The following is a 20,042-nucleotide window of genomic DNA, read 5'->3' as shown; positions in this document are numbered from 1 at the left end:
TGAGTTGCCAGTGGTATTGCCCTGGCATTACAAACCCTCAACTTCCCACCATGGGTCTGGAAATTAAAATCCCCGCCGTCGGCGAGTCCATCACCGAGGTTACCATTGCCAAATGGCTCAAGAAAGACGGCGAGACCGTGAAGCGCGACGAAGTAATTGCCGAGCTGGAATCAGACAAGGCGACGTTCGAGTTGCCCGCTGAAACAGACGGCGTCCTGACCATCCGCGTAGCGGAAGGCGAAACTATCGGCATCGGTACTACTATTGCAGATATCGGCGGTAGCAGCAACGGGGCTGCTTCGGCTGCCCCGGCTGCCGCACCAGCTGCGGCTAGCACTTCCGCTCCGGCTGCTGACCCCATCAGCCAAGGCGAGGAAAACCCCCAGGCCAGCAATCAGAGCGGCTACGGCGGTTCGCAGGCTGGTTCGGCTGATACGCCTACAGCTGCCGCTCCAGCTTCGGCTCCTGCCGCTGGCGGTGCTGCTTCGGGTGGCGCTACGGTAGAGATGAAAATTCCGGCCGTGGGCGAGTCCATCACGGAAGTAACTGTGGCCAAATGGCTGAAAGAAGACGGTGCCCAGGTGCAGCGCGACGAAATCATTGCCGAGCTGGAATCCGACAAAGCCACATTTGAGCTGCCCGCCGAAGGTAGCGGCACCTTGCGCCACGCGGCCAAGGAAGGCGAAACCATCGGTATCGGTGCCACTATTGCCCGCATCGAAGGCGGTAGCGGTGCTTCGGCTCCTGACGCGGCCCCAGCAGCAGCTCCGGCCGCTAGCCAAGCCGCACCGGCTGCTTCGGCAGCGCCTGCTTCTAGCTCTACGAGCTACGCTACTGGCACGCCTTCGCCGGCGGCTGGTAAAATTCTCGGTGAGAAAGGCATTAACCCCGCCGACGTGCAAGGCTCGGGCCGTGATGGTCGCATCACCAAGGAAGACGCCCAGAATGCTCAGGCTCGCCCGGCTGCACCAGCACCTGCTGCGGCTCCGGCCTCGGCACCTGCTAAAGCTGCACCTGCCCAAGCTGCTCCGGCTGCCAGTGGTAACCGCAACGTGCGCCGTGAGCGCATGAGCAATCTGCGCAAAACGGTAGCTCGTCGTTTGGTGTCGGTGAAGAACGAAACGGCCATGCTCACCACCTTTAACGAGGTGAACATGCAGCCCATCATGGACCTGCGCAACAAGTTCAAGGACAAGTTCAAGGAGAAGCACAGCGTAGGCCTCGGCTTCATGTCGTTTTTCACTAAGGCCGTGTGCGTAGCCCTGAAAGAGTGGCCCGCCGTGAATGCCCAGATCGATGGCACCGACATTGTGTACAATGACTTCTGCGACATCAGCATCGCCGTATCGGCCCCCAAAGGCTTGGTGGTACCGGTAATCCGCAACGCGGAGGAGCTGTCGTTCGATGGTATCGAGAAGGAAATTCAGCGCCTCGCTGGCCTAGCCCGCGACAACAAGCTCACCATTGAACAGATGACCGGCGGTACGTTCACCATCACCAATGGTGGCGTATTCGGCTCGATGATGAGCACCCCGATCATCAACGCCCCGCAGTCGGCTATTCTGGGTATGCACAACATTGTGCAGCGCCCCATTGCAGAAAACGGTCAGGTAGTGATTCGCCCGATGATGTATCTGGCTCTTAGCTACGACCACCGCATCATCGACGGCCGCGAGTCGGTGTCATTCTTGGTGCGCGTGAAAGAGCTGCTCGAAGACCCAACTCGTCTGCTGCTAGGCGTGTAAGCAACTCGCTTACCATAGTTTATAAGTAAGTTCGCCGCCTGCTGCCTGCTCATTGTGAGCGGGGAGAAGGCGGCGAACTTATTTATTACGGTTGGTTAGTTCTGAGGAACGGTATATCCTGGTTGAGCTACAATTATCTCAGGAAAAAGACACAAACACTGTCAGGCCAATACAACACAAAAAAGCCCTTCAGACTTGCATCTGATGGGCTTTTTTGTGGGTGGGATGGGTGGAAGAGGAAGAGCGGCGGGAAAGGTAGGTGGATCGGGGAAATAGGAAAGGGAAACGGAAAGGGAAACGGAAAGGGAATATTAGTCGACGGGCAACTCGCGGCTGCGGGTAGCGCTTAGGCGAGTGGCCAGTTGGTTGGCGAGTTGCTTAGCCTCTTCGGCTTTAGAGCCCGAGAAATGTTCCTCAATAGTTGAGGAGAAGATCTTTAGCCAGTGCTGAATGTGCTGACCGCTCCGGGGTAGGGCTACCTGCTCAGGAAGGGGTTCTCCTTCGGTGCTACCGTGGCCTAGCAGAGTGCTGCTCCAGTAACGGTACTGCGTGGTGAGGTAGTGGGGCCAGTGAATACGTGCGGCAGCACCAAAGCTGGCGCCGAGCAGCGTGTCGTTGGTGGCCTTTTGGCACAAATTATCCACCAGCGTCTTGATGTCACGCTCGGTACGGATGTCAGGCAGAGTAGCGGAAGTTTTCATAAGCTGGCGGGGATCAAACTGTATGGGCTCTCGGATACGCAGCGAATTTACGCAGGTTGCACTGCATTCGCCAACAAACGGAAAAATTTTATTTTATCTTCTTACAGTACAGTGCCGTGGAAAGGGTTTTTAAGCGATTTAAGTTCACAAGTGATTATAAAACAGGCGAGTATACAAGGGGTGCTAAGCTCGTCTGTTTGAAAAAAATATTTGCTCTGGCTCCTTCATACCTCACTTGATTCGGGTAAGGCGCATGTAGTCGAGCATCGCTTGGTTTACTTCGCCGTTCATGTTTCTGTCGGCGGCATCGTAGGCCAGTGTCAGTGGGTGCGGACCTTTCTCTAAGCGTACGATTATCGGGTTCGAGAAGCCCCAATCCGACCATTCCTCCACGCCCCGCTGGGGAAGTACCACCGTGCCCAACCGTTGCTGACCGAGGCGTAGGGTGCGAATAGCGCACTTGTTGCTAGTGTTGATGGGCCCGTTGCCATTGGTATAGCGGAAGTCTATGGCGTAAAGTCCGGTTTCCGGAACCTCCACGCGGGTTGTTAGTGTGTGGTTTTGGGTGGTGCTAATTTCCACGAAGCCGGTGCCAGTGTATCCTTTATAAGGCTTCTTTGACTTACCGGTAACTGTTTCCAACTCATAGGTGCGGCGGTGTGCGGCAGCACCCACTGGCAGCGGCTCGCTCGCGTAGCTCTCGAAGCCCTGGGCATCCACGGCCAGCACCTGATACTCAGTGTAGGCCACTGGGGTGGGCACGGCAAACTCTGGGGTGGTAGTGCGGCCCGCAAACTGGCCGTTACGGAGCACCTGGTAAGCTTTTGCGCCTTCCACGGGTGCCCAGGTGAGGCGGCCGTTGGCGTAGGCCACTGCCGGAGTCATGGGGGCTACGTGGTGCGGTAGTTTGTTTTGGGGTGCAGCCGCCGGGGCCTCGTTGGCTAACTCAATGCGGATGGCGTGCGAGCCCGTGAGTGTGGCGGATATGGTAGCATTGGGGAGGGGCTGCCCATCTAGCGTAATGCTGCGAATAGTGCGGCCATAGCCTAGCATCTCCACATTCAGCACAGCCTGGCGGTACTTAAAGCCGGTGAGCTTACGGGTGCCCTGCAAGGCTTGCGGCACGAAAGGTCGGAACGTCAGGTGGTCGGCCTGAAAATCCATCCCAAACAAACCCTTATACACCAGGCCTAGCGAGCCGGATAGGCTCCAAAGCATGTTGCTGCTGTTGATTTGGGTGCCGGCAAAGTCGCCGTTGCTAGCCACGAAGTTCTCCTTGTTGGTGAGGAACAGGGCGGCCGGGCGAGCTACCGCCATCAGGCTTTCCAGAAAAGCGGTTTCATTGCCAACCTGGGCGGCAGCCAAACCCCAGTAACTCTGCACGAAAGGCCACACCGCATTATTATGATAGGGCGGGATGCCAGAAATCTGTGGATAGATGCAAGGAATGCCGTAGTCCATCACGGGCGTACGGGCGACAATACTACGTGCCCGTGCCTCCTCAGCCACACCAAACAGTACGGTCAGGGCCTCGCCCAGGGCTTCGGCTTTAGGCGAAAGCTGCAAAAACGAGCGCCCATAGAGGTACTGTCCGTAATAGCCACGGTCTTCCAGCCACAAGTGCTGATTAATGCCCTGCTTGATGCGCGCCGCCACGGCCCGGTGCTGGGCGGCTACGTCAGCGTGGCCTAGTTGGTCAGCCATCAGGGCCAGCACCTGGTTGCCCTGGAAGTGCGCCGCATTGGTGCCCAGGGTTTCGCTCTGGTAGATGTCCACGGGCTGCATCCACTTGGGGTAGGTTTGCTCCCGCCAATCCAGGAACGACGACTCCCCGCGTACTAGCCCGGTAGCGGGGTCGTAGGCCACCTGCTGGTCGTCCTCGATGGAGTTTTTGATAATCGGGTACACCTGCCGCAGCCAGGCCTCGTCGCCGGTGGCTTTATAGATTTCCCAGGCCGCCGTAGCCCAAATAATGCGGTCAGTTGAGCAGGGGTAAGCGCCGCCCGTGCCGGTGTCCTGAATGATGCGGCCCTCGGGCGTTACCTTACGCAGGAGGCTGGTTTTAGCTACTTCCGGCTGCAGTAGGGCCTGCGAGAGAATGATACTGTAGCTGATGTCGCGCGTCCAGACGCCCGCCCATTCCTGGCCCGTCCGGAAGGTGCCATCGGGCTCTACGGCCCGCTTGGCTTCCTCCAGCGACAGATTATACAGCGCATCCAGCAGCGGATAGTCGGAGGTTAGCTGCGGAAACTCCGAAACGTCGAGGCTCTGCTTCCAGCTGCTGGCGGTGGTTTTAGTATCAGAGTGAGCGTTGAGGGAGATGGTTGTTTCATAGATGCCGTCGCCGTCCGGGTCTTTGAGCTCTAGCTGAGGCTTGTTGATGAGGTTATCGAAATCCCAGCTTAGGGGCGCGGTATTGCCGGCCACGAACACATGTTTGAAGTCGTCTTTGTACAGCTTCTGACCAGTATAGAGCTGGTAGAAGCCTTGCTTCTGAAACGCCGCCAGCAGGGGCCGTAGGTCCAGCCGGATCTTCAGGGCCGTGTTGGGCGCCAGGTAGGTGTTGGCCGGCACCGGTGTTTGATCGTGGTACTGCTGCCCAAACACGATAAGAGGCGTTTCTAGGCCAGTGGCATCAGCTTTCGGCACGGCCATGAACACGTGGTCCTGGCCAATCGGCATTTCATTGTCTTTGCCGTTGAGGCTGAACTTGAAGCTTATCTGCGGGCTCTGAAACTCGTTGGCTGGGCTGCGGTAATCAGAGGTCAGTTCGGTGCGCGACAGGGCTCGTGCCGTGTGGGCACCCTGCACCAACGAATCGGGATACACGCTATACGCAGCCGACTGCCACAGCGGGCCAGCGGTAGTGGGAGTGGCAATAGGGGCGGTGGAAGGAGGTGTTTTATGCATCTGGCAGGAGCCCAGCAGGCCTAGGGAGAGCAGGAAACCAATGGAAAGGGAAGAAGGGCGCATGGGGCAAAGTAAGAAGGGCAGCGGGAAACGGCAGGCTCAGCCAGTGTGTCTACGGCAAGAAGTGCTGGTAGGAAAATGTGGCTAAGATTGGTGTACGGAATGGCGCCACCAGCTGCTTCAAGTGCCGCCACGCCGGCCGCTAACCGTTACTCCGAGGCACGATAGAGAGACTGGTTGGGCCCCTCACGCTTACTCTATGGAACTAGCGTGGGGTGCTGGCTTTCCGGCCACCCAGCACTACCAGCGCCACAGCTACCACAATGAGGGCGGCCCCACCCAGCATGCCGGCATTCAGCTGCTCACCCGCAAATGCCCATCCCAGTAGCACGGCTACCACGGGGTTCACGAAGGCATACGTACCGGCAATGGCAGGCTCCACCACGCGCAGCAGCCAGATGTAAGCCGTAAAAGCCACAATTGACCCAAACGTGACCAGATAAGCGTAGGCCACCCAAGACTTGGTAGTGACATGCGCCAGCTCAAAACCGGCGGCTTCGCCCTTAATGAGGCCCACCACCAGCATTACCAGCCCACCGCACAGCATTTGCATGCCTCCCGACACAAAGGGAGAAGGGGCCGGCTGGTGTTTCTTGGAGTACAATGAGCCGATGGCCCACACTAGGGCAGCTATGAGCACCAACGCTGTACCTAAGCCTTCATGCCCTGGCAGAGCTACGTGGCTGACGCCGGGTGTGCGCGCCAGCAGGTACACGCCGCCGAGGCCTAGTGCCAGCCCCACCGCCACCAACGGCGCCGGGCGGCTGGCTAGGCCGCTCCACCAGCCCAACACCGCCAGAAACATGGGCACGGTAGCCACCAGCAGGGCCGTCAGGCCCGACGGTATATACTGTTCGCCCAGCGTAACGCCCCCGTTGCCAAAGGCCAGCAGGCAGGTACCAATAATGAGAGCCGTGAACCAGCCTTGCCGCGTAGGGGCGGGCTCGCCCTTCCACCGCATGTAGCCATAAAGCAGTGCCCCGGCCGTGGCATAGCGCGTGCCCGCCATCAGTAGGGGCGGTATAGAGTCAATAGCGAACCGGATGCCCAGGTACGTGGAGCCCCAGATAATGTAGAGGGCCGCGAAGGCCAGCAGAATAGAAGCGCGCGAAGGGGAGGTAGAAGCAGACATAGGCACAAACCTACGCTGGTTTTATAGAGGTGGCCTAGGCAAGACAGTCAGGTAGTGAAAAATCAAAATAGAGTGTCCTGTCGGGCTTGTTGAGACATTTCGTCTGACTCACTACGGTAGGCCTTGCAGCATCAGCATGCGGAGGCTCACTACGGCAGCTTGTGGCAAGCACGACGGGCGCAAGTAGGCTAGTGGTGTTACTCGCAAGCAGCGTTTCGCTTTCGATGCCGTTCTTTACCCTGTACTTACTTCTGGCAATCCTGTGCGCTCCTTCTTTCTCGTTGCTCTCGCTGGCCTACTAGGCCTGTCTCGCCCTACCACTGCCCAGCTGTTGCAGGCGAAGCCCACCTTCACCCGCGCCGACTCACTACGAGGCATGCTCACGCCCCTGCGCACCTGCTACGACATCAACTACTACCATCTCGATGTGAAGCTGGATGTGGCGAAGAAAGCTATCAGTGGCTCTAATGAGTTCCGGTTCACGGCCACCCAGGATTTCACGCGCCTGCAATTTGATCTGTTTGCCAACCTAAAAGTGGAGAAGGTGGCCTACGAGGGCAAAGAGGTATCGTTTACCCGTGAGGCCAACGCGGTGTTCGTGACCTTCCCCCAACCCATCCGGAAGGGGCAGCGGGCGGCTTTCACGGTGTTCTACTCTGGCCAGCCCACCGTAGCCGAGAATGCGCCCTGGGATGGGGGCCTTGTCTTCACCCAAGATGCCAAAGGCAAGCCCTGGGTAGCCACCGCCTGCCAGGGCGTGGGCGCCAGCATCTGGTGGCCTACCAAAGACCACCAGGCCGACGAAGTGGATAGCATGCTCATCAGCATCTCGGTGCCCAAGGGCCTAAAGGATGTCTCAAACGGCCGACTGCGTGCCACTACGCCCCTTAAAAACGGCTACACGCGCTACGACTGGTTCGTGAGCAACCCCATCAACAATTACGATGTAGCCATGAACGTGGGTAACTATCAGCATTTCTCCGGCGGTACCTATGCCGGCGAGAAAGGCCCGCTCACCCTCGACTACTGGGTGCTGCCCGAAAACCTCACCAAGGCCAAAAAGCAGTTTGCCGATAACGTGCCGCCCATGCTCAAATCTATGGAGTACTGGTTTGGGCCCTACCCGTTCTATAAAGACGGCTACAAGCTGGTAGATGCGCCCCACCTGGGCATGGAGCACCAGAGTGCAGTGGCCTACGGCAACAAGTACCTCAACGGCTACCTCGGCAAAGACCGCTCTGGCACCGGCTGGGGCCTGAAGTGGGACTTTATTATCATCCACGAAAGCGGCCACGAGTGGTTCGGAAACAACATTACCAGCAAGGACATTGCCGATATGTGGATTCACGAGGCTTTCACTACCAACTCCGAAGCCCTGTTCGTAGAGAGCCAGTTTGGGAAGGAAGCCGCTCAGGCCTACATCCATGGGCAGCGCCGCAATATCCGCAACGACGAGCCCATCATTGGGCCCTACGGTGTGAACAAGGAAGGTTCTGGTGACATGTACGACAAGGGCAGTAATATGCTCCACGCCATCCGGACGGCCCTCAACGACGACCAGAAGTGGCGGCAGATTCTGCGCGGGCTAGGCAGCACTTTCTACCACCAAACCGTGACTACGGAGCAAGTGGTGGCCTACATCAACCAGCAAAGCGGCCGCGACTTTACTGCCGTTTTCAACCAATACCTGCGCCACACCAGCTTACCTACCTTGGAGGTGCGTTTTGAGGAGGGGCGCACGCTGGCCCGTTGGGTAGCAGCAGTACCTGCCTTCGATCTGCCGGTACGCGTGCGCGCAAAGGGCAGCGACTATCAGTTTATAAAGCCTACCACCACTTTTCAACCTATTCAGATACCTGGTCTGAAAAAAGAAAACCTAGAGGTGGATACTCTCAATTCCTATATCGGGACATTGGTGGAATAGTAGTTGGTGACCATAAATTCCTCTTGCGGGGCTTAAAGGGAATAAAGCGTCAAGCTGAAACCAAACTTGTCTTATTTATAGAATCAATTTCCTGAAAAGGGAAATAATTTGCCTGTATAGATGAGACAGTAAGCTGAACCGTAACATTGCGTATAAATTAAAATACTTTAATTTTGAGGGTTGGTTAAATCATAACAAATTGATTTTGGGATTACTAGCACTAACGGTGTGTGCTAGTGAAGTCAATACACAGTTGGTGCCTGAAGGGAATGATAGTGGTTTGTTAGTTATAGGTTTGTTGGATTATTCTAACGGCCTATTTGTTGCTTGTAGTACACCCAAATACTCAGGATTGAGCACAAACGATAAAGAGATTCAAGTGGCGGAAAGTAAACGTGTTGTGTGTTCTTTATTTCTACTAGCATGAACTTGACTACTACAGCACCAGCCAACTGCCAAGAGTGCCCCCACCTGCATAACTCGTTGATGGGGACCTGCCAGATGAGTGAACTCTCCCTGGTATCGGTAGGTAAGGTGTACCAAGTGTACCAGAAAGGGCAGGTAATTTTTCGGAAAGGAAGCCGACCTAATGGGTTGTACTGCATTCGGGAAGGCAAGGTGAAGATCTCCAAGGTTACCGGCGACGGGAAAGAGCAGATTATTCGGTTGGCGAAGGAAGGGGATGTGCTGGGCTATCGAGCCCTCATGGTCAACGACCCGTACTCCACTACCGCCGTTGCTCTCTCCGACTGCGTAGTGTGCCAAGTACCCCGCTCCGACTTTTTCAGCATCATTGAGCAGAATGCGCAGTTTTCGCACTCCCTAATGCGGCTGCTGGCCAAAGCCCTCGGCGAGGCCGAAGAGCGCATTGTGCATACGGCTTATAAGCCCGTGCGGGAGCGTTTGGCCGAGGCCCTCCTATTGTTGCATCATATCTACCAGCCGAGCACGCCTGGTCCATTTAGCATTCCTGTTTCGCGCGAAGATCTGGCGGCATTAATGGGCACGGCCAAAGAAACTGCTAGCCGTCTGCTCTCCGAGTTTCGCGATGAAGGAATGGTCCGGACCCAGGGTAGCCGCATCACCCTCCTCGACTTAGATAAAATCGGTAAGACCTCCGCGCTCTACGATTAAAGCACGCAGGCTACTCCTACGCACAGAGTACTCACGGGCGAGGGCAGAAAGTAGGTACTTTCTGCCCTCGCCCGTAGTCTTTTTAATTGCTAAGCTACCTGTATTATAGGCCTATGCTAGCTGAAGAATGAAGGGTAGCTCAACCAGTAAAAATTTTATTCTAGTAAGTGAAACCTTGTCAGCCCTATAGCCCGTATAGGAAGCCCGAGTGCTGAAAGAGGAAGGATACGCTGAGAATAGAAAGGATAGTGTAGTTGGGTTATATAAAATAGGACTTTTTATTCTCATATTGGTTTCCCAGTTTGAATTGAATGGGAAAAATTTAACTACAATCATTTTAGGAAGTGATGAGAGTCATTTCATCTGAGATAGGGAATAAGGATATTTGTAAAACAAGTTCGGTAGCAGCAAGCATGCCTCACTGCTGATTAACGACTGTCTTACTAAGAAGTTTTTCCTTGCAAAGTCCTAAATGAGTGGAGTGGCCAACGCGTGGGCCCGAAACCAATCGATGATGGATCGTGGGAAAGCAAGTGTAATCGGTTTTTTTCTCCTCCTCTTTTTCTTCTTCTATTGAAACATGGCTTACTCAGTTAACAATCCCGCTGGTAAAGTAGTACAGGATATCCTCAACGATCTGCCCGGCCTGATGGCAGTGGCAGTAGTAGACGTTACCTCCGGCATGAGCCTGGCCTCGCACACCAACGTGCCCACCATCAACCCCGACACCGCCGCTGCTTACAACACGGAAGTGGTAAAGCAGAAGCAGAAAGCCATGACGGCTTTGAAGCTGCAGGGCGAGTCGATTGAGGACATCCTCATTACCCTCTCAAACCAGATTCACCTGCTTAAGCTGACGGAAGCTGGCAACAAGTTTATCTATCTGGTAGTGAGCTCCCGCGACACTAACCTGGCTATCGCCCGCGAGGTACTGCGCAGCCACGTAAACGGCCTCAACAACTAACACTGGCTAACCGAGTAGGGTAGGGCCAGTGGGAAACCCGCTGGCCCTACTTTGCTTCCGCTAGTTAGGGCGGTCTGCTGGTCGGGCCATAACTGCTAACCAGTCTAGGCCACTTTTCTCGCCTGGTAGCGCGCCAGTATCCTGGCGCTTAGTCGTAGGCCTATGCAAATACCTTTTTTTCAACGGTTCGCCGGGCCCACCGTCAACAAGATTGTGGGGGCCGGTAACGGGCCTGAAAAGGCCGCGGCCGAGCGGATCATTCAGCACGCACTGGCGGGCTTACCCGAGCTACTGGGGGCCGCCGTGGTGCAGCTAGTCTCCGGCCAGACGTTAGCCACCTATACCTCCTCCCGCGAGTTTAACCTCAGCAAAGTGCTGGGGCACAACACTGAAGTAGTGCGCCAGCAGCAGAAAGCCTTAGCCGCTTTACAGCTGGGCTCTGAGGAGCAACTGGAGGAGATTTTGATTACGCTTAATACGCAACTGCATTTGTTGCGCTTGTTACCAGATGGGCAGCGGTTCCTCTATGTGGCCGTAGACTGCCGCGATACCAATCTGGCTATTGCCCGCGAAGTGATGCGCACCTGCGAATAGTAATCGCAGAGTGGCCTAGCTCGCCTCCCGGGTGGATTTATTCGGTTACCTCATTCGATTCATTCATTTTAACTCCCACTTTCGCCTATGAAATTGACAGCTTCTCCTTTCGATCCTCAAACCGGCGAGTTGTTGCCAGTTTACCGGGATGCGTATCTGCGCGGCGACCTCAGCAAGGCCTCAGCCAAAGCCGTAGAAGCTTACCTGCATCGGGATTCTGATCAGGCCCACGTTACCCTCACCCGCTTCGAGGAGCTGCGGGCCGCCGAGGAGGCTGGCTCGGCCCCAACCTGGGTGCAGAAGCAGATTCAATATATCCGGGCGGAGCCCGTGCGCTTCCGTCGGCGCGCTACCACCATGGTAGCCTCGGCCGTATTGGTAGGTACGGTGGTGTTTGCAGGCACCAGCACTCCCACTGAGCGCCTTCCTTCCGAGAACATCCCAACGGAGCTGACGGCTAGCGCTGAAATTAGCTCTACGGAAGCTGCCGCCTCGGCTGCATCGTCTATGCGCATGATTACCGTGCGCGGCCAGATCCTCAATGAAAACGGCAAGCCCCTGGCTGGTGCTACGGTTATGCACCCTGGCAGCCGCTACGGCGTGTCAACCAATGCAGAAGGCGAATATGCTCTTACTGTACCCGCCGGCACCAGCACGCTGAAGTATGGCTACGGTGGCTACCAAGACGAAGAAGTAGCTTTGAAAGGCTCTCACATAGCTAAAGTTACCTTGCTTCCCCGCGAACAGCAGAAGAAGCATCGGTGGTTATTTTTCTAGGCGTCCGCCGCGCCTGTGTATGTAGTAGAAGCGTGAGTGAAGCCTAAATCGTACCGCAAAAAATCCTCTCGTCGGCCAGACAAAGCTCCCAAGCCGCTTACCCCCGACCCTTTCGCAACGCAGGTGGTACACAATGTGCTGGCCGAGCTGCCCGGTCTGTTAGCGGTGGCTGTAGTTGATGTAGCCTCGGGCGCCAGTTTGGCCGCCCATTCCAATGTGCCTACCATCGACCCTAATACGGCTGCCACCTTCAATGCAGAAGTGGTGAAGCACAAGCAAAAGGCCATGGCCGCGCTGCAGCTGTCCGATGAAACTATAGAAGACATTCTTATTACGCTCTCCAGTCAATTGCACCTGCTCAAGCTCACCGAAAACGGTGACCGGTTCATCTACCTAGTAGTGAACTCCCACGATACCAATCTGGGAATTGCCCGGGAAGTATTGCGGGCGCAGGCCCAGCAACTGGAGACGCACAGTGGCCTAGCAGCCTAGTTCACCTTTCATATAAAAAGTAAGCTCCTCTTCTGGCCACGGAAGAGGAGCTTTTGCTTTACTGGAAACAGATACGGATTAAAGCTAGCGAACTAGTTCCCCTCCTTGGAAAGGAGAGGCAAGGGGTGGAGGACTGGCCTAGAACGACTACTCCAGAACAACCCATTAGCCCGTCATGCTGAGCGGAGTCGAAGTATCTCTACCGCTTCGTTGCTCTTCTAGGCCAGTTAATTAGCCAGAGGTAGAGATGCTTCGACTCCGCTCAGCATGACAGCTAGTGTGGCACCGTCAGCACGCGAGAAGTCTCGACAAGCTTGATATGACGTTGATTGTAAACAACGTCCGGTCAACTACCTCCAACCCCACGCCGCTTGATGCGCGGAATCATCTGAGGAGGGGAGCTAGCTTAGCTTCCTAGCTTAGCCCTAGCCTGCTGGTTAAATCTGAGCCGAGCCGCCATCTACGAACAGCTCTATACCTGTGATGAAGCTGCTGTCGTCGGAGGCGAGGAAAGAGGCGGCTTTAGCTATTTCGTCGGGGTCACCGAGGCGGCCTAGGGGTACGGTGCTTATGAGGTTGGCTTTGAGCTGCTCAGTCTCCTCGAGTGTGCCGACGAGGCCATCTAGGGCGGGCGTAGCAATAGGGCCGGGGCTGATGGCATTCACCCGAATCTTGCGCTGCTTCAGGTCCATTGTCCAGGTGCGGGCGAAGGAGCGGACCGCGGCCTTGGTGGCGCTGTACACGCTGAAGGCTTCGCTACCTTTAATGGAGGTGATGGAGGCGTTTAGGATGATAGAGCTGCCATCTTTCAGCAGGGGAAGGGCTTTCTGCACTGTGAATACCAACCCCTTTACGTTGCTATTGAAGGTCTTATCATAATGCTCCTCGGTGATGGCGCCCAGGGGGACAAACTCGCCGCCGCCGGCGTTGGCAAACACAATATCAAGGGTACCCTTCTCGGCTTGTACGGTGGCAAACAGCCGGTCGAGGTCGGCGAGGTTGGCTACGTCGCCCTGCACGCCGGTTACGTTGCGGCCAATTTGCTGCACGGCGGCATCCAGCTCCTGCTGGCGGCGGCCGGTGATGAATACATAGGCGCCTTCTTCAACGAATCGTTTGGCCGTGGCTAGGCCTATACCGCTGTTTCCGCCCGTGATAACAGCAACTTTTCCTTCTAGTTTTTTCATGTGGGGTTCCTCGGTGATGAGGAGATGATCTGAGGGAGTAAAGGCCCGCGCGCTCAGGTGGCGCAGGCTGGTGAGTTGGAGTGGCCTAGGCCACCCATCCGCAGTAGGCCGCTGATCAGGTCGGCCTTCTTCGGCAAACAGTACAGATAATTGCTAGCAGCTTGGGTACGTTTGTTACGCAAAGGAACTGCTATTAGTGTGGATTGGTTACTATTGGATTGTATGTTTGTGAAGAAACTAGTTACAAGCACGTTACTAGTAACCTCAAGGTAACCATTATGAAAAACGACCTGATGCTCAACTCCACTTGCTCCATGACGCGCACCATGGGCCTGCTGGGTGGGAAATGGAAGCCCCTCATTATTTGGGGCATAGGCCGGCGCCGCATCCGGTTCGGGCAGCTGGCGGCCCACATCCCCCTGATATCGCGCAAGGTGCTGGCCGAGCAGCTGAAGGAGCTAGAGGAAAATGGCTTGATCCTGCGCGAGTCCTTCAACGAGGTGCCGCCCCGCGTCGATTACTCCCTCACCGAAAACGGGCTGCGGCTGTTGCCCATCCTCAAATCCCTCAGCGAGTGGACCAGCAGCTGCGAAGCCTCTGCTGCTGCAACTACGCCTGCCGCCTTAGCAGAGAAGGGAAGCTAGAGGTAGAGAACTAGTTCCCCTCCTCATCTGAGGAGGTGTTAGGGGTGGTTGACCGGACGTTGTTCACAATCAACGTCATGCTGAGCGCAGCCGAAGCATCTCTACCTCTGGCTAACTACTGGCCTAGCAACGAAGCGGTAGAGATGCTTCGACTCCGCTCAGCATGACAGATAGTGTCGCAACATCAGCAGGCGAGATGCTTCGGCTGTGCTCAGCATGACGTGCTGGTGTCATCGTTCTAGGCCAATCCACCACCCCTAACCCCTCCTGTCTCAGGAGGGGAACTAGCTGCTTAGCTCTAAAAGCAGTCTAACCCGGTCAGTATTTCACAAATACACCACTTCACAACTTCACCGTCCGTACCTTCGCGGCCGTTGATTTCCACCGAATTCACTCGTTGAATATGAACCAATACGACGTTACCGTCATCGGCTCCGGGCCAGGCGGTTATGTAGCGGCCATCCGCTGCGCCCAGCTAGGCCTCAAAACTGCCCTGATTGAGAAGTACGACACCTTGGGCGGCACCTGCCTCAACGTGGGCTGCATCCCCAGCAAAGCCCTCCTCGACTCGACGGAGCACTTCCACAATGCCGGTCACACCTTCAAGGAGCACGGCATTGAGCTGAGCGACCTGCAGATCAACATGAACCAGCTCATCGACCGTAAAAACGGGGTGGTGAAGGCCAATACCGACGGCATCCAGTTCCTGATGAAGAAGAACAAGATCGACGTGCTGCACGGCGTCGGTTCGTTCGTAGATAAGAATCACATCAAAATTCAGCCCACTGCGGGCGGCGAGGAGCAGCAGATCGAGACGAAAAACGTCATCATTGCTACTGGCTCTAAGCCCACCGTGCTGCCTTTCATCAAGCAGGACAAGCAGCGCATCATCACCAGCACCGAGGCCCTGAACATCCGGGAGGTGCCTAAGCACATGATTGTGATTGGCGGCGGCGTAATCGGGCTGGAAATGGCTTCGGTGTACGCTCGTCTCGGCGCGAAAGTGTCCGTGATTGAGTTCATGGATTCCCTCATCCCCACCATGGACCGCGCCCTCGGCAAGGAGCTGAAGCGCATCCTGGGCAAAATCGGCATTGAGTTCTTCCTGAGCCACAAAGTAACCGGCGCTACCCGCGAGGGCGACGCTGTGACGGTAACCGCTACCAACCCGAAAGGCGAGGAAGTGAAGTTTGAAGGCGACTACTGCCTGGTGGCCGTGGGCCGCGTGCCCTACACCGCGGGCCTGAACCTGGAAGCTGCCGGCGTAGAAATGGAAGAGCGCGGCCGCATTAAAGTTGATGAGCACCTGCAAACCAACGTGCCCGGCATCTACGCCATCGGCGACGTGATTCGGGGGGCTATGCTGGCCCACAAGGCCGAGGAAGAAGGCGTGTTCGTGGCCGAAACCATTGTAGGCCAGAAGCCGCACGTTAACTACTTACTCATCCCCGGCGTGGTGTACACCTGGCCGGAAGTGGCGGGAGTGGGCTACACTGAAGAGCAGCTGAAGGAGCAGGGCAAGGCCTACAAAACCGGCTCGTTCCCCTTCCGCGCCTCGGGCCGCGCCCGCGCCTCCATGGACCTCGACGGCTTCGTGAAAGTGCTGGCCGACAAGGAGACCGACGAAATCCTGGGCGTGCACATGATCGGCCCCCGCATCGCCGACCTGATTGCCGAAGCCGTAACGGCCATGGAGTTCCGCGCCTCCGCCGAGGACGTAGCCCGCATGAGCCACGCCCACCCCACCTACGCCGAAGCCATGAAGGAAGCCTGCCTCGCCGCTACGGAAAATCGGGCTATTCACATGTAATTCCGCGCTTGCGGTAGAAACGAAAGAGGCTGCAGCTCCCAGGAGTTGCAGCCTCTTTTTGCATTTAGTCACTGTAGAGCTTGTTATCTATGCAGGCTTGAATTATCGGTGAGTAAGACTCTATGATCTGTTTCTCACTTGTGGGACTACCTGAACGTATCTTGACAACCCTTCCCTGAGTGTTGATAAATATGACACAAGCGGTTCCATCTTGTGTCAATGCTATATGCTTGTTACTAGTTATTTTCTTGTCATAAACTTGGGGGAAGATCAGAGGATGCGCTTGCAAATAACGTCTTGTTGTAGAAGAGTCATTAAAAGGAAATCCAATAAAGTCGACGCTCTGACTATGTTTTTGGCAAAGCGCATTCATAGCTGAAAAAATAGCTAAATCAGCCTTTTCAGCTTCCGCAGAGCCGTCAGGAAAAACTAACCAGAAGAATAAAATCATAGCCTTACCCTGGGTCGGCAATGTATTGACACTATCACCACCATAGGTTCTAACTGTAAGAGCAGGGCCCATAGAGCCCTTCATGCACTCACGTATCTGCTCCTTAAATTGGTATCTTGCTTCTGCTCCTTCTATGCTGGAGCTGTCAATTCCTTTGGGATAATGGCCCAGCTTTTTTGTGCAAATAGCTAGATTTTCCTCATAAGTATTTTCTCTTTGAGTCGAACAGGAGCAAATGGTCCAGGCAAATAAAAAGAGTGAAAAAGTAAATTTCATAGGTCTACTAAATAGATAAAATAGGACTATGTCTTCTGCACGAGCTTAAACCCATCTTTGGTGACTTGGTATTGCTGGCCCTGGATGGTGATGGTTTCGCCTTCCAGCAGCTTGCTTAAGTTCTCAATGTCGCCCTCGATGGTGTGCAGGGTGAAGCCGTGCTGGCGGGCCAGGGCGAGGTATTTGGGGTTGATGTAGTCGCGGACCCCGCAGAGGATGATGCGGACGTGGGCCGTGGTGTTTTTGAGCAGCTTGGCGTCGCGGGGGAAGGTGTAGTTGTCGGCAATCAGGATGAGGTCCGTGGGGGAGGTGCCGGGGCCGGCGAGCTGCTGGGCGTAGAGCAGGGCTTCGGCGTCGTTTTCGGGCGCGTCGCCGCCCCCGCCGGCCTTCATCGTTTCAATGAGCTTGTTCTTGATGGCCTCGTAGCTGCTGGTGGTTACGTGGAAGAGGCCGCCGGTTTTGCCCACGCGCTTGTCTTTGTCGGGCTGGTCGTTGCCATCATTGAAGAATACGAAGGTTTTCTCGTCTTCGAGGGCGCTGAGCTGCAGCCAGGCCAGCAGGTCGTAGGTGTAGGGGAACATGCTGCCGGTGGCATCGGTCACTACCACTTCCTTGTCCCACTCGGGGTGGCGCTGCATCACGCGGGTAACCACGTTGGCATCGGGCGGCAGGGGCAGCTCCTCGGCGGCGGTATCTGCGGCGGCCAGCAGCTCGCCTTTCTTGGTGATGCGCGCTTCGCAGTAGTCGTTTTTGTGCTGCTTGTTCTTCTTTTTCAGGAAGACGCGGTAAAGCCGGGCCGCCGAATCGGGGAGGGCGAAGTTGGTGAAACCCATATCGGCTTCGCCCAGCAGCTGGAAGGGCCCAATGGGCAGCCGGATAACGCCTTTGGCGCTAAACGGAAACATCTTCCGATCAATGGGGAAGCCGGAGTTGAAGGCCACACTCTTTCGGATGGCTTCTTCCAGCTCGGCGGTGCAGAGTGGCCTAGCGGTGGGCAGCACCTTCACCGTCTGGATGGCGCCATTGGCGGCTACCGTGAGCTCAAACCTCACTACCTGGGCATCGCGCTGGGGGCAGTGGTAGAGGCGGCGCAGGCTGCGGGCCATCTGGCGGTTGCTGAAGCGGCTGCCGGGCAGGTTGCAGGCCACCTTTTTGCCGGGGGCTTTCTTGCTGGCTTTGGGGCGCTTCTTTTCCAGGATGCGCAGCTTGCGCGTGAGGCTGTCGAGGTCGGCGCGGCTGGTGGCGGCGGTGGCGTGCCGGGCCACGTACACCACAAACCCGTGGAAAAACGGCTGGCACTCGGTGGGGCTGTTGCAGCCGGTTTGCTCCACCAGCGTCCAGGTCACGGATTCATCCTGCAGCAGGCCCGGTAGGCCACTCGCCAGGTTACGGATGCGGCTGAGGTTAAGCTGGCGCTGATTGAAGGTAGGGTTCAGGCGGAAAGCCGTGTACACCAGATCAATGCGCACGATGTGGCGGTCTTGCAGGTGCAGGGCCTGCAGGTCGGCGCCCGAGAAAGTGGAGGGCAGCTGCAGGGCCTCCAGGTCGGGGAGGGGCTGGTAGCGGGAGGTGCGGTAAGCGTTGAGCTGGTCGTAGAAGGTGTTTAGCTCAGCTTCGGAAGGGGCGGTTTGAGCGTGGGTGGTAACGGTGGCTAGCAGGAGAACAAGTCCACAGAGAAAAGCCCGGAAGGATACGGAAAGCATTAGATAGGATAGCAAAGCGCTAGAGAGTGCAAAATAGGGGTTTGCTGGGAGGTAGCCTAGCGTGACCCCACCCCCTCCCCTCCCCTCCGGGAGAGGGGTGCGTTCTGACGAAGTCGTTGAAGTTGTGTGGCACCCCTCTCCCGGAGGGGAGGGGCTGGGGGTGGGGTAATCCCAACCACATTTATTAACTAGTCGAGCCTACTTCTACCTTAGCCTTCTACACTGTGCTCTATACCGGTCAGCGCCTGCTGTGCGTGCTTTTACTACTGCTCCTGCCCGCCACACTGCGGGCCCAAACCAAGCTCACGCCCCAGCAGTACCAGCAGGATTTCGACTACTTCTGGACGACCGTCAACGAGAACTACTGCTACTTCGATAAGAAGCAGACGGATTGGGCCAAGGTGCGCACCTATTACGGGGCCCAGCTGCCGGGCATCAGCACTAAGGCGCAGTTCACACGCCTGCTGGAAAACGCGCTCAACGAACTCTACGACAACCACGCCTCCCTCTCCACTAATCTGCCCGACTCGCGCCGCCTGCTGCCTTCGGGCACCGATGTGTGGGCGCAGTACCAGCAGGGCAAGCCCGTGGTGGTGGCGGTACGGGCGGGCTACGGAGCCAAGCGGAGTGGCCTACGCCCCGGTATGGAACTGGTGGCCGTGAATGATGTGCCCATTGCGCAAGCCGCGACGCCTTTGCTAGGCCACTGCCTGAAAACCCCGGACGATGCGGCCCGCGAAGTGGCCCTCAACCAAGCCCTGGCCGGCACCCACAATACTATCCGCAAGCTGACGGTGAAGTCTCAGGGCCGCCAGTTGGAGCTGTACCCGGACAAGCCTACCTCTCAGCTGGAAAACATCCGCTACGCGGGCCTGCTGGAAAGCCGAAAGCTGGGCTCTGCGGGTTACATCAAAATCAATAACAGCCTGGGCGACAACCGTCTGATACCTGCCTTCGACAGCACCCTCAATGCCCTGGCCGCTACCTCAGGCCTCGTGCTGGATCTGCGCGAAACACCGGGCGGCGGCAACTCCACCGTGGCCCGGGCCATTATGGGGCGCTTTATCACCCAGGAGCAGTCCTACCAACGCCATGAGTTTGCAGCTGAGGAGCGAGAGTTTGGCATCAAGCGCAGCACCCTGGAGCTAGTGGCACCGCGGCGGCAGCCTTACGCTAGGCCACTGGTGGTGCTAGTGAGCCGCTGGACCGGCAGTATGGCCGAGGGTATTACCATTGGGTTTGATGCCATGCACCGCGCCACCATCATGGGTACCGAAATGGCTCGCCTGAATGGGGCCATCGAGTCGTTTCGGCTGCCAAATGCAGGGTTCGGCTTCAATATCCCTACTGAGCGGCTGTACCGGGTGGATGGGCTGCCCCGCGAAAACTTCGTGCCCGCTGAGCGGGTAGACCCGGCTGCCCAAGCGGGCGGAGACGCAACGCTGGACAAGGCCGTGGAGTATCTGAAAACGGCTGCTAAGCCATAGGTCCCAAGTGTTGTAGAGACGCATAGTTGCGTCTCGGTGCGTGCTGAGGTT

17 protein-coding genes are annotated in these 20,042 nt (G+C 56.6%); 10 read left to right on the top strand and 7 right to left on the bottom strand.

Going from position 1 to position 20,042, the window contains the following annotated elements; genetic code table 11:
* The first annotated feature begins 50 nt into the window (after window positions 1–50).
* Complete coding sequence (gene odhB, locus EU557_RS08955; protein WP_135530041.1) at window positions 51–1,745, top strand: 2-oxoglutarate dehydrogenase complex dihydrolipoyllysine-residue succinyltransferase; 1,695 nt, start codon at window positions 51–53, stop codon at window positions 1,743–1,745.
* A gap of 311 nt (window positions 1,746–2,056) precedes the next feature.
* On the opposite strand, the gene EU557_RS08950 is transcribed toward odhB, so the two are convergent.
* From EU557_RS08950 to yedA, 3 genes are all read right to left on the bottom strand, one after another.
* Window positions 2,057–2,446, bottom strand: coding sequence for a group III truncated hemoglobin (locus EU557_RS08950; protein WP_135530040.1), 390 nt, complete (start codon window positions 2,444–2,446; stop codon window positions 2,057–2,059).
* Between the two features lie 231 nt (window positions 2,447–2,677).
* On the bottom strand, window positions 2,678–5,419 hold the full coding sequence (locus tag EU557_RS08945) for an alpha-L-rhamnosidase-related protein (protein WP_135530039.1): 2,742 nt from the start codon (window positions 5,417–5,419) through the stop codon (window positions 2,678–2,680).
* A 202-nt stretch (window positions 5,420–5,621) separates the two neighbouring features.
* Window positions 5,622–6,548: a drug/metabolite exporter YedA gene (gene yedA / locus EU557_RS08940; RefSeq protein WP_135530038.1), complete on the bottom strand. Its 927-nt coding sequence runs from the start codon at window positions 6,546–6,548 to the stop codon at window positions 5,622–5,624.
* A 262-nt stretch (window positions 6,549–6,810) separates the two neighbouring features.
* Between yedA and EU557_RS08935 the strand changes: the two genes are divergently transcribed.
* The 6 genes from EU557_RS08935 to EU557_RS08910 all read left to right on the top strand — a co-directional run bounded on the left by EU557_RS08935 (window position 6,811) and on the right by EU557_RS08910 (window position 12,433).
* The gene (locus EU557_RS08935; RefSeq protein WP_245326211.1) at window positions 6,811–8,472 is read left to right on the top strand and encodes a M1 family metallopeptidase; all 1,662 of its coding nucleotides are present in this window, start codon (window positions 6,811–6,813) and stop codon (window positions 8,470–8,472) included.
* A gap of 423 nt (window positions 8,473–8,895) precedes the next feature.
* The gene (locus EU557_RS08930; protein WP_135530037.1) at window positions 8,896–9,606 is read left to right on the top strand and encodes a Crp/Fnr family transcriptional regulator; all 711 of its coding nucleotides are present in this window, start codon (window positions 8,896–8,898) and stop codon (window positions 9,604–9,606) included.
* A 580-nt stretch (window positions 9,607–10,186) separates the two neighbouring features.
* On the top strand, window positions 10,187–10,570 hold the full coding sequence (locus tag EU557_RS08925) for a roadblock/LC7 domain-containing protein (protein ID WP_135530036.1): 384 nt from the start codon (window positions 10,187–10,189) through the stop codon (window positions 10,568–10,570).
* A gap of 162 nt (window positions 10,571–10,732) precedes the next feature.
* Window positions 10,733–11,164 (top strand): hypothetical protein, encoded by a 432-nt coding sequence (locus EU557_RS08920; RefSeq protein ID WP_135530035.1) that lies wholly within the window; start codon window positions 10,733–10,735, stop codon window positions 11,162–11,164.
* A gap of 87 nt (window positions 11,165–11,251) precedes the next feature.
* Window positions 11,252–11,941 (top strand): carboxypeptidase-like regulatory domain-containing protein, encoded by a 690-nt coding sequence (locus EU557_RS08915; RefSeq protein WP_135530034.1) that lies wholly within the window; start codon window positions 11,252–11,254, stop codon window positions 11,939–11,941.
* Between the two features lie 36 nt (window positions 11,942–11,977).
* Window positions 11,978–12,433 (top strand): roadblock/LC7 domain-containing protein, encoded by a 456-nt coding sequence (locus EU557_RS08910; protein WP_245326210.1) that lies wholly within the window; start codon window positions 11,978–11,980, stop codon window positions 12,431–12,433.
* A gap of 437 nt (window positions 12,434–12,870) precedes the next feature.
* Here EU557_RS08910 and EU557_RS08905 read toward each other — a convergent pair whose 3' ends face one another.
* Together EU557_RS08905 and EU557_RS25940 are read right to left on the bottom strand one after the other, a co-directional pair.
* Window positions 12,871–13,620 carry an SDR family NAD(P)-dependent oxidoreductase gene (locus EU557_RS08905; RefSeq protein ID WP_135530033.1) on the bottom strand — a complete coding sequence of 250 codons (750 nt, stop codon included), beginning with the start codon at window positions 13,618–13,620 and terminating at the stop codon, window positions 12,871–12,873.
* A gap of 53 nt (window positions 13,621–13,673) precedes the next feature.
* Window positions 13,674–13,802: a hypothetical protein gene (locus EU557_RS25940; RefSeq protein WP_281062602.1), complete on the bottom strand. Its 129-nt coding sequence runs from the start codon at window positions 13,800–13,802 to the stop codon at window positions 13,674–13,676.
* A gap of 96 nt (window positions 13,803–13,898) precedes the next feature.
* Between EU557_RS25940 and EU557_RS08900 the strand changes: the two genes are divergently transcribed.
* Together EU557_RS08900 and lpdA are read left to right on the top strand one after the other, a co-directional pair.
* Window positions 13,899–14,264, top strand: coding sequence for a winged helix-turn-helix transcriptional regulator (locus EU557_RS08900; RefSeq protein WP_135530032.1), 366 nt, complete (start codon window positions 13,899–13,901; stop codon window positions 14,262–14,264).
* Window positions 14,265–14,667: 403 nt separating this feature from the next.
* A complete protein-coding gene (gene lpdA, locus EU557_RS08895) occupies window positions 14,668–16,074 on the top strand; it encodes a dihydrolipoyl dehydrogenase (protein WP_135530031.1) in 1,407 nt (468 codons plus the stop codon).
* 64 nt (window positions 16,075–16,138) lie between these two features.
* Here lpdA and EU557_RS08890 read toward each other — a convergent pair whose 3' ends face one another.
* Together EU557_RS08890 and EU557_RS08885 are read right to left on the bottom strand one after the other, a co-directional pair.
* Window positions 16,139–16,801 carry a TlpA family protein disulfide reductase gene (locus EU557_RS08890; protein WP_135530030.1) on the bottom strand — a complete coding sequence of 221 codons (663 nt, stop codon included), beginning with the start codon at window positions 16,799–16,801 and terminating at the stop codon, window positions 16,139–16,141.
* A gap of 26 nt (window positions 16,802–16,827) precedes the next feature.
* Window positions 16,828–18,504: a vWA domain-containing protein gene (locus tag EU557_RS08885; RefSeq protein ID WP_135530029.1), complete on the bottom strand. Its 1,677-nt coding sequence runs from the start codon at window positions 18,502–18,504 to the stop codon at window positions 16,828–16,830.
* A 224-nt stretch (window positions 18,505–18,728) separates the two neighbouring features.
* On the opposite strand from EU557_RS08885, the gene EU557_RS08880 reads away from it, so the two are divergent.
* Window positions 18,729–19,991: a S41 family peptidase gene (locus EU557_RS08880; protein ID WP_135530028.1), complete on the top strand. Its 1,263-nt coding sequence runs from the start codon at window positions 18,729–18,731 to the stop codon at window positions 19,989–19,991.
* Window positions 19,992–20,042 lie beyond the last annotated feature (51 nt).

Source organism: Hymenobacter wooponensis (assembly GCF_004745865.1).
GTDB classification, from domain to species: Bacteria; Bacteroidota; Bacteroidia; order Cytophagales; family Hymenobacteraceae; genus Hymenobacter; species Hymenobacter wooponensis.
Note: the sequence above shows the minus strand (reverse complement) of the source record. Positions and strands in the feature narration are given on the sequence as shown.

Excerpts from the sequence above, each read along its gene's own strand:
- odhB (WP_135530041.1), top strand. The coding sequence starts at position 51 with ATGGGTCTGGAAATTAAAATCCCCGCCGTCGGCGAGTCCATCACCGAG.
- EU557_RS08950 (WP_135530040.1), bottom strand. The coding sequence starts at position 2,446 with ATGAAAACTTCCGCTACTCTGCCTGACATCCGTACCGAGCGTGACATC.
- EU557_RS08945 (WP_135530039.1), bottom strand. The coding sequence starts at position 5,419 with ATGCGCCCTTCTTCCCTTTCCATTGGTTTCCTGCTCTCCCTAGGCCTG.
- yedA (WP_135530038.1), bottom strand. The coding sequence starts at position 6,548 with ATGTCTGCTTCTACCTCCCCTTCGCGCGCTTCTATTCTGCTGGCCTTC.
- EU557_RS08930 (WP_135530037.1), top strand. The coding sequence starts at position 8,896 with ATGAACTTGACTACTACAGCACCAGCCAACTGCCAAGAGTGCCCCCAC.
- EU557_RS08925 (WP_135530036.1), top strand. The coding sequence starts at position 10,187 with ATGGCTTACTCAGTTAACAATCCCGCTGGTAAAGTAGTACAGGATATC.
- EU557_RS08920 (WP_135530035.1), top strand. The coding sequence starts at position 10,733 with ATGCAAATACCTTTTTTTCAACGGTTCGCCGGGCCCACCGTCAACAAG.
- EU557_RS08915 (WP_135530034.1), top strand. The coding sequence starts at position 11,252 with ATGAAATTGACAGCTTCTCCTTTCGATCCTCAAACCGGCGAGTTGTTG.
- EU557_RS08905 (WP_135530033.1), bottom strand. The coding sequence starts at position 13,620 with ATGAAAAAACTAGAAGGAAAAGTTGCTGTTATCACGGGCGGAAACAGC.
- EU557_RS08900 (WP_135530032.1), top strand. The coding sequence starts at position 13,899 with ATGAAAAACGACCTGATGCTCAACTCCACTTGCTCCATGACGCGCACC.
- lpdA (WP_135530031.1), top strand. The coding sequence starts at position 14,668 with ATGAACCAATACGACGTTACCGTCATCGGCTCCGGGCCAGGCGGTTAT.
- EU557_RS08890 (WP_135530030.1), bottom strand. The coding sequence starts at position 16,801 with ATGAAATTTACTTTTTCACTCTTTTTATTTGCCTGGACCATTTGCTCC.
- EU557_RS08885 (WP_135530029.1), bottom strand. The coding sequence starts at position 18,504 with ATGCTTTCCGTATCCTTCCGGGCTTTTCTCTGTGGACTTGTTCTCCTG.